Raw genomic sequence first — 13,211 nt, forward strand, 5'->3', positions numbered from 1 at the left:
CATGATCAGAAAAAAATATACATACGATTTTATTCGCTTTTTCGCTTTTGGACATGTAATATTTTACAGTAGATATATTATTGTTTGGAAAGAAGGATGATTGAATTGGCAAATACACATATTTTTACAAAAGGAGAAGAAATTGCAAACGCCATAACTCATGGTGTTGCCGCTTTATTAAGTATAGCTGGATTAGTTGTGTTAATTGTTTCATCAGCACTTAATGGGACAGCATTACATGTTGTGACATTTACTATATTTGGTGCGACTATGGTGATTTTATATACTTCTTCTACATTTGTACATGCTTTACCAAAAGGAAAAGCAAAAGATGTATTTGAGATACTTGATCATTCCTCTATCTATTTATTTATAGCTGGAACATACACTCCGTTTACTCTATTGGTTATTCAAGGAGCGATGGGATGGAGTATCTTTGGTGTTGTATGGGGGATCGCTTTATTTGGAATTATATTTAAAGTATATTTTGTAAAGAGATTCCTATTTACCTCTACGTTATTATATATAGCGATGGGCTGGCTTATTGTAATAGGGTGGTCACAAATAACAAATAACTTAGAAAGTAGTGGGGTATACCTCCTCGTTGCAGGGGGATTATGCTATACATTAGGAACGATTTTTTACATGTGGAGAGGGTTTAAATTTCATCATATGATTTGGCATTTATTTGTTATTGCGGGTACAATTTTTCATTACTTTTGTGTCCTATTCTTTTTACTACCATAAAATATAATGTATATTCGAATGTATTTCTTTTAAAAAAAGAAGTGCATTTTTTATTTAATTATGTCGAATTTTGGTATTTTTAATAAAATTCTGTATATTCCGTTGACAGTTTATGAGTTATAGTATAATATGAATTCAAATTTACTAACTAGTTATATATCCCTAGTTAAGAATATCCAAAAAGTTTGGGAATGGAGTGTGCGAATGAAAAAGGAACCAGTACTTGATGTTGCAAATTTAAAAACATATTTTAATTTAGAAAAAGAAAAAGTTGCAAAAGCAGTGGATGGAGTGTCATTCCATGTATCCCCAGGAGAGACAGTGGCGATTGTAGGAGAATCAGGAAGTGGAAAAAGTATTACTGCATTATCAATTATGCAGCTAATTAATAAACCTGGGGAAATTATTGACGGAACTGTTAAATTACATAATGAAGAAATCCAAAATCTTACCTCTAAGCAAATGACGAAAATAAGAGGAAATGATATAGGAATGATTTTTCAAGAACCAATGACTTCTTTAAATCCAGTATACACAATTGGAAATCAAATTATCGAAATGTTAAGAAAACACAAAAAGATAAATAAACAAAAAGCAAGAGTAAAAGCAATACATTTATTAAAACTTGTAGGAATTCCGCGTGCAGAACAAGTTATAGATGAGTATCCACATCAATTATCTGGAGGTATGCGTCAACGTGTCATGATTGCTATGGCGATATCTTGTGACCCTAAACTATTAATCGCTGATGAACCTACTACCGCCCTTGATGTAACGATACAAGCGCAAATTCTAGATTTATTACAAGAGATGAAAGAAAAATTTCATATGGCAGTGCTATTAATTACGCACGATATAGGTGTAGTTTCAGAATATGCTGACCGAATTATCGTTATGTACGGAGGGCAAATTGTAGAAGAAGGAACCGTGTCAGAATTACTACATCATACCAAACATCCCTATACGAAAGGGTTATTAGAAAGTTTGCCAGATATAAATCAAGATATCGAACGATTAGGAACGATAAAAGGCTCTGTACCACCTGCATTTGATTTCCCAATCGGTTGTCGCTTTTCAACTAGATGTCCTTACGTCATGGAGGAATGTAAACAAGCTATTCCAAGATTGACAAAGGTGGAAGAAGATAATAACCACTCTGTACGTTGTTATCTCTATCAAGAAGAGGTGGTGAAGAAATGAAGCAGGCCGAATCAAATGTTTTAGTAGATGTGAAGGAAGTGAAGAAATATTTTCCTATAAAAGGTGGAGTCTTAAAAAGAACTATCGGACATTTAAAGGCAGTAGATGATGTCTCATTTTCTATTTATGAAGGAGAGACACTGGGAATTGTAGGAGAATCTGGTTCTGGTAAGTCAACATTAGGACGGGTGATGCTACGTCTCTTAGACCCAACTGAAGGAAAGATCGAGTTTAACGGGACAGATATATCTCATTTAAGTAGAAGAAAATTACGGATTCATAGAAAAGATATGCAAATGGTATTTCAAGATCCATTTGCATCGCTAAATTCTAAAATGAATATTTCAGAATTGATTGAAGAACCTTTAATTGTACAAACTAATTTGTCCAAAGAAGAGAGAAGGAAAAAAGTAATCGACATTATTGAAAAAGTAGGACTTCGAGCAGAAGACCGCTTAAAATATCCTCATGAATTTTCTGGTGGACAAAGGCAGCGTATAAGTATTGCTCGGGCATTAATTACGAATCCGAAATTTGTTATTTGTGACGAACCAGTATCAGCATTAGATGTATCTATCCAAGCTCAGGTCCTTAACTTAATGAAAGATTTACAAGATGACTTAGGATTAACCTATTTATTTATAGCGCATGACCTTAGTGTAGTAAAACACATTAGTGATCGAGTCGCTGTTATGTATTTAGGAAGAATTGTTGAAATTGCGGATAAGCATTCGTTATATAAAAACGCAATGCATCCATATACACAAGCTTTACTTTCTTCTATTCCTGTCGTTAAAGCGAATGATGAGGTAGCAACAACTAAAGAGAGAATTAGATTAACTGGAGATTTACCGTCTCCAGCAGATCCTCCGAGTGGTTGTACTTTCCGTACACGTTGTCCTTTTGCTTTCGAACAATGTGCATTGGAAAAGCCTCCATTAATAAAAAAGGAAGATGGACATTACGTTGCCTGTCATTTGCATTCTTGACAGAAGATGGAGTACATAATTAGGAGGTGATGTCTCTGTTATCGAATGGTTAAGTTAGTAACTCTATCAAAGATATTTAAAGGGGGAAAATTAATGGGAAAATGGAAAAGAATACTGATGCTTGCTGTACTATTCTTGTTTGTCTCTATAATTGCAGTAGCTTGTTCAGGTAATGATGAAGGTGAAGGCGATACAGAGGAACCAGCTACTGCAGAAGAAGATGATGATGGCGGTGAAGAGGCTACTGGAGAACCACAATCAGGTGGAACCATTACTGGTGCAATGGATACTGCACCAGCTGGGGTTTTTAATCCGATCTTCTATGAAGAAGCATATGAGGCAAATATCTTGGACTTTACGCATGAAGGTTTATTGAGCCAAGATAAAGAATTAGTGTTTGGACCTAACTTAGCTAAAGATTGGGAAATCAATGATGATAACACAGAAATCACGCTAAACTTAGAAGAAGGCGTTAAGTGGCATGATGGTGAAGAATTCACAGCAGATGATGTTGTCTTTACGTACAAATCGATTGCATCTCCTGGATACATCGAAGCAGGTGGTGTACGTACTGAATATGTAGAGAAACTAGTAGGCTATGAAGCATTTAATAGCGGAGAGACAGATGAATTTGAGGGTGTTGTTGCAGATGGTGATTATACGGTTACCTTTAAATTCGAAGAACCAAATGTAACTATTTTGAAGGATGTAGCATTTTCAATTATACCAGAACATATTTTTGCAGATGTACCAATTGAGGAAATGCCTTCTCATCCAGCGACTTTAAATGCTGGTGAAGTAATCGGAACGGGTCCATTTAAATTTACTGAAATGCTTGAACGAGAACAATATATCCTAGAAAAGCATGCTGATTATTGGAAGGACGAACCATACCTAGATCAAATCGTATGGAGAATTGTAGATCAGTCGGTTATGCTTGGTCTTTTAGAAAACGGAGAAATTGATTTTATCTCTGATCCAAATGGTGTTCCTGCAGCTGATTTTGAAGATGTAGATGGGATGGAACATGTAGAAGTTATTGAACAGACTGATTTTGGTTATCAATTAATGGGCTTTAAAATGAATCATAGAACAGACGCAGATGTTGAAAGTGGAACGATTGATCCAGCTAATTGGGAAGTAAATGAAGATGTGGGAGAAAAACTTGTTCGTCAAGCAATGGCATATGCAATTGATCGTCAAGCTATTGTTGATAATTTACTGCATGGGCATGGATCTGTTATTAACGCTCCAATTGCACAACAATTTTGGGCATATGATGAGGAGGCAACTACAGCATATGAATATAATCCAGAAAAAGCAGCAGAATTGCTTGATGAAGCTGGATACGTTGATACCAATGATGATGGATTCCGAGAGACTCCGGATGGAGAAGAATGGATTGTTAACATTAATTATCCGACCGGAAATGCGCTTCGTGAACAATCCGCTCCAATATTAGCACAATTCTTAGAGGAGGCTGGAATTAAAATCGATCTACGTCAACCGAAGGAAATGACTGCATATGTAGAAGAATTAACAAATGATAATACGGATTGGGATATATATTTACTAGGTTGGAGTTTAGGAAGTGGGGACCCAGATCCATCTGGATTATGGAGAAGTGTAGACCCTTATAACTATGGTCGCTGGAATAACGAAGAATCGGATCAATTGATTGCTGATGCATTAACACCACCTGATGCTTTTGAACAAAGCTTTCGTGAGGAAAAGTATAGTGAATGGCAAGGTTTATTTTCAGATGAACTTCCAGCGCTATTACTTTACGCGCAAAATAAAATTTACGGCCATAATAAACGCCTAAATGGAATAGATCCAATGCCATATAGTTTTATAAATGATTCACACCTATGGTGGGTTTCTGAGTAATAGTATATGTATAGGAGCGTGCGATTTGTGGCCGTATGCTCCTTTCTATTTTGCTCTTAAGGAACTGTAAGATTCGAGTTGAGTGATAACGAGATATTCCAATTCAACATTTATTCTTTTCTGTCGTTTCTTTATTTGCTGTGTAGAGGTAGTAGAAAAATCGAATCCCATTACTAAAGAGCATAGTTCATACCAACAAGGACTTACATATATGTTCCTAGGAAAAAACATTAAGGTGGGAATGACATGACGAAATATATTATACGAAGAGTATTAGTATTTTTCCCGATGCTTTTAGCTTTAACTATTATTGTTTTTACGCTTGCTCAATTAGCTCCTGGAGACGCACTGACTGGACAGCAACTTGCAGATCCAAGAGTAGATCCTGAAGTGTACGAAAAGCAGAGAGAAGCACTCGGCTTAAATGACCCTATACCGGTTCGTTATGGTAGATGGATATCAGGTGTAGCTCAGGGAGATTTTGGTAACTCACTTGTATTTAACGGTCGTTCCGTAATGGAATTAATTCAGGATAGGATAATGAATACAGTATACTTAGGTGTGTTTGCATTATTAATTACATTAGTTGTATCTATACCGATAGGTATTTATTCTGCTAGAAAACCATATTCATTAATAGATTATACTGCAACTGGATTCGGCTTTTTAGGACTAGCTATACCAAATTTCTTTTTTGGTTTGATGGCAATTTACTTTTTATCTATTAAACTTGGATGGTTTCCTGCACAAGGAACACTGTCTTCTCCTGGAGCATCAGGTTTTAGTGGTTTTGCTGATCGAATCCATCATATGATTCTACCGGGGATAACACTAGGGTTAGCTGGTACAGCAACATACATGAGATATATGCGATCTGAGGTACTGGGCGTTTTAGGTAGTGATTATATTCGCACTGCACGAGCAAAAGGAATGTCAGAGAGAAATGTTCTTTATAAACATACCCTACGAAATGCATTATTACCGATTGTTACCTTAATGGGATTTGAAATTGGAATTCTGCTTGGTGGTGCTGTTATCACAGAACAAGTATTTCAATACCCTGGACTAGGAACGCTGTTTCTAAGCTCTGTTACCAATCGTGACTACCCAGTTGTAATGGCAATTGCAATGATTTTGGGTGTTCTCGTCTTAGTTGGAAATTTAGTTGCTGATATTTTGTATAGTGTTATTGATCCTAGAATTCGTTATGATTGAGGTGAGTGAAAATGCAATCAATGCCACAAGAACCAGTGCCTAGTGCTCCTGAAGAAGGTATATTATCCAAAAAACAAAAAAGTAAAAGTCCTTTTCAAATAGGATTAAGTAGATTTTTAAAAAATAAACTAGCATTAATTAGTCTTATCGTATTGATATTAATTATTTTAATCTGTATATTTGCTCCATTATTTACTGACCTTGATCCTGAAAAAACGGATCTATTAAAGATTGAGAAAGGTCCAAGTGAAGAACATATATTAGGGACAAATGGAGTTGGACAAGATAATTTTTCCCGTCTTCTATACGGAGGAAGGATATCTTTAATTGTTGGATTTAGTGCAATGTTCTTTACATTAGTAATTGGTGTTGTATTAGGTTCACTAGCTGGATACTATGGTGGGAAAGTAGACAGTGTAATTATGCGTGGGGCAGACATTATGTTAATGTTACCATTTTTAGTATTGGTACTTACTATAATGGCTGTAATTGATAATGTTACTATTGGTTTATTTGTTACAACAATTGCACTAACGTCATGGCCAAGTTTAACAAGGATTATTAGAGGAACATATTTATCCTTGCGTGAACAAGAATTTGTATTGAGCGCACATGCTATTGGAGCAAATGATTTTCGAATTATATTTAAGCATTTTATACCAAATGCAGTTGGCCCAATTGTCGTAAATGCGACACTTATGATGGCTTCTTATATCATTATAGAATCTGGGTTGAGTTTTATAGGATTTGGGATTCCACAACCAACACCAACTTGGGGGAATATGATATCTGAAGCGCAAAATATTCGGATTTTACGTGACCATCCGGAAGCATGGGTGCCTCCAGGGCTTGCTATTTTTATTACAGTGCTTGCCATTAATTTCATTGGAGACGGTTTAAGAGATGCATTTGATCCGAAAAGTAATCAACGCTAAATGAAAATGTATACCGCAAGAAATCAATATCTTGTACATTGATTTCTTGCGGTATTCTTATGTACAAAAAGGATTTACTTTTTTTAGGTTATACGTAACAATAGGAAGGAGACAGTTATAAGGAGATAGAAGCAAATGCTAAAAGGTTTGAATTATGAACAAGTAAGGAAAAAGTGTGATGAAATAAGTGAAACTTATGATATAAATGAAGACTTATTTTATGAAGTAATTGAAGATTGGGATGAAACGGAAAAGCCAATTAATGATAAATTAAAAGGGGTATTCCAGGGGTTATTAAAAATAGTATCTAATGAAATTTCTACTATGGAAGACAAGGTGTCTTTACAACCGACTTGTCAAATGGGCTGTGCTTTTTGCTGCTATTTTCCAATTATTATAACAAAATTGGAAGCTAAGTTACTTCAGATGTCTATGAATAATTTTGATTCTGAACAGAAAGAAAAATTATACCATCATATTGACCAATATTTTAGCAAATATAAGCATATCCTTGAGCAAGTCCCTGATAATATGGAAGAGGATATTCATGATGTGAAGTTAGCATATAAAAAATTACAACTCCCTTGTGTAATGCTAGATACGAAAACGAATCAATGTATGGCTTACGAGATACGTCCAATACCCTGTAGAACATATATGAGCTATTCTGATCCACTATTATGTAAAGAAAATTTACTTCCAAAAGAAACGGTTAGTTTTGAATTTCTTTATGAACCATATATATCAGCATTAAATGAATTTATTCGGTGGGCCTATGAGGATGGAGATACAGGTGAAATTACATATCCAAATGACTTATATCAGACAGATTATTTGTTTAACTGGATGAACAAATCATTAACTTAGTAAGAAAGCGAACAAGCAAACTTTTATTCAATGAGGATTACTGCCGGATATATGAGAAGATATAAAAAAGGTTAGACAAATAAAAAAATTAATAAAAAAGAAGCGCAATGTACATAGAAAGTATTTTATTGATGTGTATATTGGTCCTTTTAATTAATATTTTATAGTCTAACCTCATTTTAAAAATTAAATGTAAATACCTATTTCACCTTATACTAAAAAAAGATTGCCTGAAATGCAATTGGCATTAATCCCATAAGTACGTTAAAATTTGGATCTGAAGTAGGGAAATAACTCTCCGTATCCCATATACTCAAGTCCATTCCATTATCGAAACCCTCAGAAAAATCATCTGTTCCATCAGAAGTAAAATCTTGACCAGCTATATAAGAGTCAACTGCTAACTCGAGTTCCCAAATTGTCTCGTAGTTTTCGATAGAATCGTTCATACTATTTAAGTACTCTTCTAATTCTTCAGAAGAACTAAAATCATAATACTCAAGTAGACCTTGAATATTTTCCTCCGTGATTTCTTCGTCCCAATCTGTTATTTCAGCAAATTCACCAGAATCTTCTACTCCTTGATCTAGCGCATATGCTACATCCTCAATAAATAAAAACCAAGTAGACTCAATCACATCTTCATTTTCTAATAGTTGTCCATTCTCTCTTAATTTTTCATTTAACTCTTCGTGTGTTATGTCATAGGTATTATAAATTTCTTCTAACGTTTTTTCAGTTACAGGAATACCTAAGTATTCGGTGCTAGGAAGACCATCAAGAGAATAATACTTACTATCTAAGTATTCAATGTATTCTTCCTTATCCCAATCAATTTCCTCGAGAAATGCTTCGAATTCTGGATCGTCTGCTTCAAGAGCAAATACAACAGTTGGAATAATCGTGAAGCTAAACATAATAATAAATAGTGCAGATAAAAATTTGTTACGCATATGAAACCTCCTATAAGAATTAAAATACAAATTTAGTATAAATTGTTAACGCCTAAATTGCTACGATTAACCTGTGATGTGCAAAAAAATAAATCAAAAGACCTAAAGTCAAGTTTTAATATCTTAGTTCATGAAATTGTAACCAATTTATTGACAACTTTTTGAACATGTATCATAATGTAAACAAAGGGGATGAAGTTTCATGGATATCAATCAAAAATTGCTGAAATATGTGTCAATTATTTGTGGTACGTTAATTACAATTGGATCATTATTATTTATTTATGGATACTTTGTAAGCGGTTTACCGACAGTGACTGCTATCGGTATAGGGTTGGTAATGGGCGCAACTTTCATCTTTATAATGGGTATTTTCTTAGTAGCAACGGAGGAATCTTTTGTTAATAAGAAAGAACAACGAACAAATTTATATTAATGATACGCATATAAAAAGCCAAAGGCACTTTTGCCTTTGGCTTTTTCAAATTACATATATCCCCAAACCATTGCAAGTAATGATCCGAATACGGTGAGCAATGCAATCAATGCACCGTAATATATACTAGTATATATTGTACCTTTATCTTCACTTTCTCCTGCGTGCATAAATACAATTAATTGTACTCCAGCTTGAATGAATGCTGTAACAATAAGAATTGTTAGCCCCATTGCAAAGGACATGTCTAAAAAGTAGACGCTCAGAGCAATCACTGTGAGGAGCAGGGAAAAGATAAATCCGTTAACCTGCTTCATAGGAAATAATTCTCTCATGTTACATCATTCCTTTCAAGTACACAAAGCTAAAGATGAAGATCCACATTACATCAAGGAAGTGCCAATATAATGAGAATATAAATGATTTATTCGCTGTCTGAGCAGTTAAGCCATGCTTCACTAATTGAATAATAATCATTATTCCCCAGAATAGACCAAATGTAACGTGCGCTCCGTGTGTTGCTAGGGTAGTGAATAGTGTTGCGGTGAAACCACTTGTTTGTAATGTTGCGTTTAAGTGATAGAAATGGATAAACTCATAGATTTCAACACTGACAAAGGCTGCACCAAGTGCGAGTGTAACAATCAGAAAACCGATCATTGCTTTAGTACGTTGGATTCGCATTGCATGTATTGCTAAACCAATTGTAAAACTACTTGTTAATAAAATCATCGTATTAATGATTACAGGTCCAATTTCGAAGATTTCTGCTGCGCCTGGACCAGAACCGACACGACTTTCATAAATAAAGTAGCTTGTAAACAGTGTAGCAAATAACATGATCTCTGCACCTAAGAATATCCAAAAACCAAGGATATTCATCTTATTTTGTTCGGTACTATACTCAAGAGGTTGATTAGAATCTATTTTCATTTCTTGTCACCTCCAAATTTCTTTTCAGTCTCAATAATTTCTTCTTTATGGATATGGTGACCATCATCTTTTTCAAATGTACGGTATAGTAGACAGCCTAATATTCCTATTGCTCCGACAATAACTCCAGCCCATACATGGAATACAAAGAAGAAACCAAAGATAAAGAAGAAACCTGCTAATATAATGGACCAACCACTGTTATTTGGCATATGGATGTCACTAATTGGTTCTTTGAATAACTGATATCCGTTTTTCTTGTAATCCCAAAATGCTTCTTCTGAATCTACAGTTGGTGTAACAGCAAAATTATACTCTGGAACTGGATTATGCGTAGCCCATTCTAAAGAGCGAGCGTTCCATGGATCGTCTCCAACATTTCTTGGTGCATGACGGAAACTATAGTAAATATTGAATACCAGAAGGATAAATCCTAGGGTTAATAATGCTACTCCACCAAATGATAGTAAGTTTAATGGACCGAAACCAGAAGCTTCCGAATACGTGTACATACGTCGTGCTTGCCCGTCTAATCCTGTGATGTACATTGGGAAGAAGGATAGACAGAAACCGATAACGATATTCCAGAATGCCCATTTACCAATTCTTTCGTTTAGTAAGAAACCAAACATTTTTGGCCAGTAATAAATTAATCCTGCAATCATCGCAAATACTACACCAGGAATAATTACGTTATGGAAGTGAGCAACTAAAAACATCGTGTTGTGATATTGATAGTCAGCACTTGCGATCGAGAGCATTACACCAGTTACTCCTCCAATCGTAAATAAAGGAATAAATGCGATGGAATAAAGCATTGGTGTGGTAAATCGAATTTTACCTTTCCACATGGTCAGTAGCCAGTTAAATATCTTAATTCCGGTTGGAACTGCTATCGCCATTGTTGTAATGGAGAAGATACTGTTTGTAAGTGCACCTTGACCCATTGTAAAGAAGTGGTGAACCCAAACAACAAAGGATAATAGTGAGATAATAACCATGGAAGCTACCATCGATTTATAACCATATAGGTTTCTTTGTGAGAATGTCGAGATAATCTGACTGTAAATACCAAATGCAGGTAATATCAAGATATATACTTCCGGATGTCCCCATATCCAGAATAAGTTTGCCCACATCATATCCATACCGCCGTCGGATGTTGTAAAGAAATTCGTAAAGAACTGACGGTCAAGAGTACCCATTAATAGGGCGATTGTTAATACAGGGAATGCAAATACAATAATAATATTTGTAATTAAAGCGGACCAAGTGAACATTGGCATTTTCATCAATTTCATACCTGGTGCACGCATTTTCATTATCGTGACTACAAAGTTAATACCAGTCATCAGTGTACCAATACCGGATATCTGTAATGCCCAGTTGTAGTAGTTAACACCAACATGTTCACTAAATTCTGGTCCTGCTAGAGGATAATAGTTGGTCCAACCAGCATCTGGTGATCCTCCAACAACGAAGGAAATATTGAACAACATTGCACCAGCAAAATATAGCCAGAAACTTAGTGCGTTTAAGCGAGGGAATGCAACATCTCGCGCACCAATTTGCAATGGAATAACATAGTTCATTAAACCTATAATAAATGCCATGGCCATGAAGAAAATCATAACCACACCATGGGTGGTAAATACTTCATTATAATGCTGTGCATCTAAGAAACTGTTGTCAGGTACTGAAGTTTGTAGACGCATCATAACTCCATCAGCACCACCGCGGAAAAGCATGAGAAGTGCTGAAATTATATACATAATTCCGATACGTTTATGGTCAACGGTAGTCAACCATTCATTCCAAAGGTATCCCCATTTTTTGAAGTAGGTAATGCCTACAACAACCGCAATAGAAACAAGTGCAATGGCAACTAAGGATGCATAAAGCATCGGATCGTCATGCGGAGGAATGGCAAATCTTTCTAATATATTCATATTTTATGAATCTCCTTTCGATGCTCTTGTTGCATGAATCTTAAAAATTAGTGGTGATCGTGCCCTTCATCTTCAGACTCAGATGGTCCATGATTATGAGGACTATTCTCACCTTCAGGAGCAGGTTTGAATTCTTGATGTGTTCCTGTGAATGTCATTTGACCAAGATGACCTGGTTCTAGTAACTCTTCAAACTTATCTTCTGTAAGAGGATCTGCTGTAGCATGAATTTCCTCTATCCAAGTGTCAAATTCGTCATGAGGCATAACGGTTACATTAAACATATTTTCTGCAAAACCTTCACCATTAAAGTTAGAGTTTCTTCCTACAAAATCGCCTGGGTGATCTGCAACTACGTTCAATGTATTTACCATGTCAGCCATTGCATATTTCTGACCAGCTAGTTGAGGAACCCAGAAACTAGAGATTGTACTATGAGAATATAATCTAAATTCAACATTTCTATCCTGTGGTATAAATACATAGTTTACAGTTTCAATATCTTGTTCTGGATAACTAAAGTGCCATTTCCAGTTAGAAGACGATGCATAAATAACTAAAGGCTCTTCATCTTCATACCCTTCAGGTACAGATTCTACTTGATACGTAGAAATAACAGAAACAACTGCTAAGAATGTTACAATTAATACTGGAACCCCTACAATAATTCCTTCTACAATAGGACTTCCTTCTATGTGTGGTGGCTCATAATCGTCACTTTGTTTTGAAGCTCTATACTTAAACAAAACAACTGCTAGCATTGCTATTACAACAATTACAATTACTGCCATTGTTATAATTGAAATCCATATAACATTTGCGGTCGTTGCTGCTTGTGGCCCCTTAGGATCAAGTACGAGTAATGGTTCACAACCCGCTAAGAACAAAGCTGTTGCTGTTAATAACATTATATAGGCCCACTTTTTCTTCATGTAGATACCCCTTTCATCGGTATGTTTATGGATAGTTTGTAAAATCCTATCAAGTTAACATGTCAGAGACAATCTTAATACTCGTAAACTAAAATAACAAGAGTTTGAGAAATGCTTCACAAAATGTTCATGAATATGTGGAATTTATATGGATAACAAAAAAAG

13 protein-coding genes are annotated in these 13,211 nt (G+C 35.3%); 8 read left to right on the forward strand and 5 right to left on the reverse strand.

The window, feature by feature from the left end; translation table 11 throughout:
• Positions 1 to 105 precede the first annotated feature (105 nt).
• The 7 genes from trhA to ABC346_RS11065 all read left to right on the forward strand — a co-directional run bounded on the left by trhA (position 106) and on the right by ABC346_RS11065 (position 7,843).
• Complete coding sequence (trhA, locus tag ABC346_RS11035) at positions 106 to 747, forward strand: PAQR family membrane homeostasis protein TrhA (RefSeq protein WP_413234887.1); 642 nt, start codon at positions 106 to 108, stop codon at positions 745 to 747.
• Between the two features lie 204 nt (positions 748 to 951).
• Positions 952 to 1,947 (forward strand): ABC transporter ATP-binding protein, encoded by a 996-nt coding sequence (locus ABC346_RS11040; RefSeq protein ID WP_413234888.1) that lies wholly within the window; start codon positions 952 to 954, stop codon positions 1,945 to 1,947.
• Positions 1,944 to 2,936 carry an ABC transporter ATP-binding protein gene (locus ABC346_RS11045; RefSeq protein WP_413234889.1) on the forward strand — a complete coding sequence of 331 codons (993 nt, stop codon included), beginning with the start codon at positions 1,944 to 1,946 and terminating at the stop codon, positions 2,934 to 2,936. Before ABC346_RS11040 ends, ABC346_RS11045 begins: the two co-directional genes overlap by 4 nt.
• A gap of 93 nt (positions 2,937 to 3,029) precedes the next feature.
• On the forward strand, positions 3,030 to 4,826 hold the full coding sequence (locus ABC346_RS11050) for a peptide-binding protein (protein ID WP_413234890.1): 1,797 nt from the start codon (positions 3,030 to 3,032) through the stop codon (positions 4,824 to 4,826).
• Between the two features lie 246 nt (positions 4,827 to 5,072).
• Complete coding sequence (locus ABC346_RS11055) at positions 5,073 to 6,041, forward strand: ABC transporter permease (RefSeq protein ID WP_413234891.1); 969 nt, start codon at positions 5,073 to 5,075, stop codon at positions 6,039 to 6,041.
• An 11-nt stretch (positions 6,042 to 6,052) separates the two neighbouring features.
• Complete coding sequence (gene opp4C, locus ABC346_RS11060; protein ID WP_413234892.1) at positions 6,053 to 6,976, forward strand: oligopeptide ABC transporter permease; 924 nt, start codon at positions 6,053 to 6,055, stop codon at positions 6,974 to 6,976.
• A 135-nt stretch (positions 6,977 to 7,111) separates the two neighbouring features.
• On the forward strand, positions 7,112 to 7,843 hold the full coding sequence (locus tag ABC346_RS11065; protein ID WP_413234893.1) for a YkgJ family cysteine cluster protein: 732 nt from the start codon (positions 7,112 to 7,114) through the stop codon (positions 7,841 to 7,843).
• A gap of 215 nt (positions 7,844 to 8,058) precedes the next feature.
• Here ABC346_RS11065 and ABC346_RS11070 read toward each other — a convergent pair whose 3' ends face one another.
• Positions 8,059 to 8,796 carry a processed acidic surface protein gene (locus ABC346_RS11070; protein WP_413234894.1) on the reverse strand — a complete coding sequence of 246 codons (738 nt, stop codon included), beginning with the start codon at positions 8,794 to 8,796 and terminating at the stop codon, positions 8,059 to 8,061.
• Positions 8,797 to 8,998: 202 nt separating this feature from the next.
• Between ABC346_RS11070 and ABC346_RS11075 the strand changes: the two genes are divergently transcribed.
• Positions 8,999 to 9,232, forward strand: coding sequence for a hypothetical protein (locus ABC346_RS11075; RefSeq protein ID WP_413234895.1), 234 nt, complete (start codon positions 8,999 to 9,001; stop codon positions 9,230 to 9,232).
• A 50-nt stretch (positions 9,233 to 9,282) separates the two neighbouring features.
• Here ABC346_RS11075 and qoxD read toward each other — a convergent pair whose 3' ends face one another.
• Genes qoxD through qoxA form a run of 4 tightly spaced genes read right to left on the reverse strand, consistent with a single transcriptional unit; the run spans position 9,283 to position 13,046 of the window.
• Entirely contained in the window at positions 9,283 to 9,567 is a 285-nt protein-coding gene (qoxD, locus tag ABC346_RS11080) for a cytochrome aa3 quinol oxidase subunit IV (protein ID WP_011066648.1), read from the reverse strand.
• Between the two features lies 1 nt (position 9,568).
• A complete protein-coding gene (locus ABC346_RS11085; RefSeq protein ID WP_379605015.1) occupies positions 9,569 to 10,165 on the reverse strand; it encodes a cytochrome (ubi)quinol oxidase subunit III in 597 nt (198 codons plus the stop codon).
• On the reverse strand, positions 10,162 to 12,114 hold the full coding sequence (gene qoxB, locus ABC346_RS11090) for a cytochrome aa3 quinol oxidase subunit I (RefSeq protein WP_413234896.1): 1,953 nt from the start codon (positions 12,112 to 12,114) through the stop codon (positions 10,162 to 10,164). Before qoxB ends, ABC346_RS11085 begins: the two co-directional genes overlap by 4 nt.
• A gap of 47 nt (positions 12,115 to 12,161) precedes the next feature.
• The gene (gene qoxA / locus ABC346_RS11095; RefSeq protein ID WP_413234897.1) at positions 12,162 to 13,046 is read right to left on the reverse strand and encodes a cytochrome aa3 quinol oxidase subunit II; all 885 of its coding nucleotides are present in this window, start codon (positions 13,044 to 13,046) and stop codon (positions 12,162 to 12,164) included.
• Positions 13,047 to 13,211: the final 165 nt, after the last annotated feature.

Source organism: Oceanobacillus phoenicis (genome assembly GCF_047238145.1).
Taxonomy (GTDB): Bacteria; Bacillota; Bacilli; order Bacillales; family Amphibacillaceae; genus Oceanobacillus.

Coding starts and splice junctions, on each gene's coding strand:
- ABC346_RS11045 (WP_413234889.1), top strand. CDS start 1,944: ATGAAGCAGGCCGAATCAAATGTTTTAGTAGATGTGAAGGAAGTGAAG.
- ABC346_RS11065 (WP_413234893.1), top strand. CDS start 7,112: ATGCTAAAAGGTTTGAATTATGAACAAGTAAGGAAAAAGTGTGATGAA.
- ABC346_RS11055 (WP_413234891.1), top strand. CDS start 5,073: ATGACGAAATATATTATACGAAGAGTATTAGTATTTTTCCCGATGCTT.
- qoxB (WP_413234896.1), bottom strand. CDS start 12,114: ATGAATATATTAGAAAGATTTGCCATTCCTCCGCATGACGATCCGATG.
- ABC346_RS11050 (WP_413234890.1), top strand. CDS start 3,030: ATGGGAAAATGGAAAAGAATACTGATGCTTGCTGTACTATTCTTGTTT.
- ABC346_RS11070 (WP_413234894.1), bottom strand. CDS start 8,796: ATGCGTAACAAATTTTTATCTGCACTATTTATTATTATGTTTAGCTTC.
- ABC346_RS11075 (WP_413234895.1), top strand. CDS start 8,999: ATGGATATCAATCAAAAATTGCTGAAATATGTGTCAATTATTTGTGGT.
- opp4C (WP_413234892.1), top strand. CDS start 6,053: ATGCAATCAATGCCACAAGAACCAGTGCCTAGTGCTCCTGAAGAAGGT.
- qoxA (WP_413234897.1), bottom strand. CDS start 13,046: ATGAAGAAAAAGTGGGCCTATATAATGTTATTAACAGCAACAGCTTTG.
- ABC346_RS11085 (WP_379605015.1), bottom strand. CDS start 10,165: ATGAAAATAGATTCTAATCAACCTCTTGAGTATAGTACCGAACAAAAT.
- ABC346_RS11040 (WP_413234888.1), top strand. CDS start 952: ATGAAAAAGGAACCAGTACTTGATGTTGCAAATTTAAAAACATATTTT.
- qoxD (WP_011066648.1), bottom strand. CDS start 9,567: ATGAGAGAATTATTTCCTATGAAGCAGGTTAACGGATTTATCTTTTCC.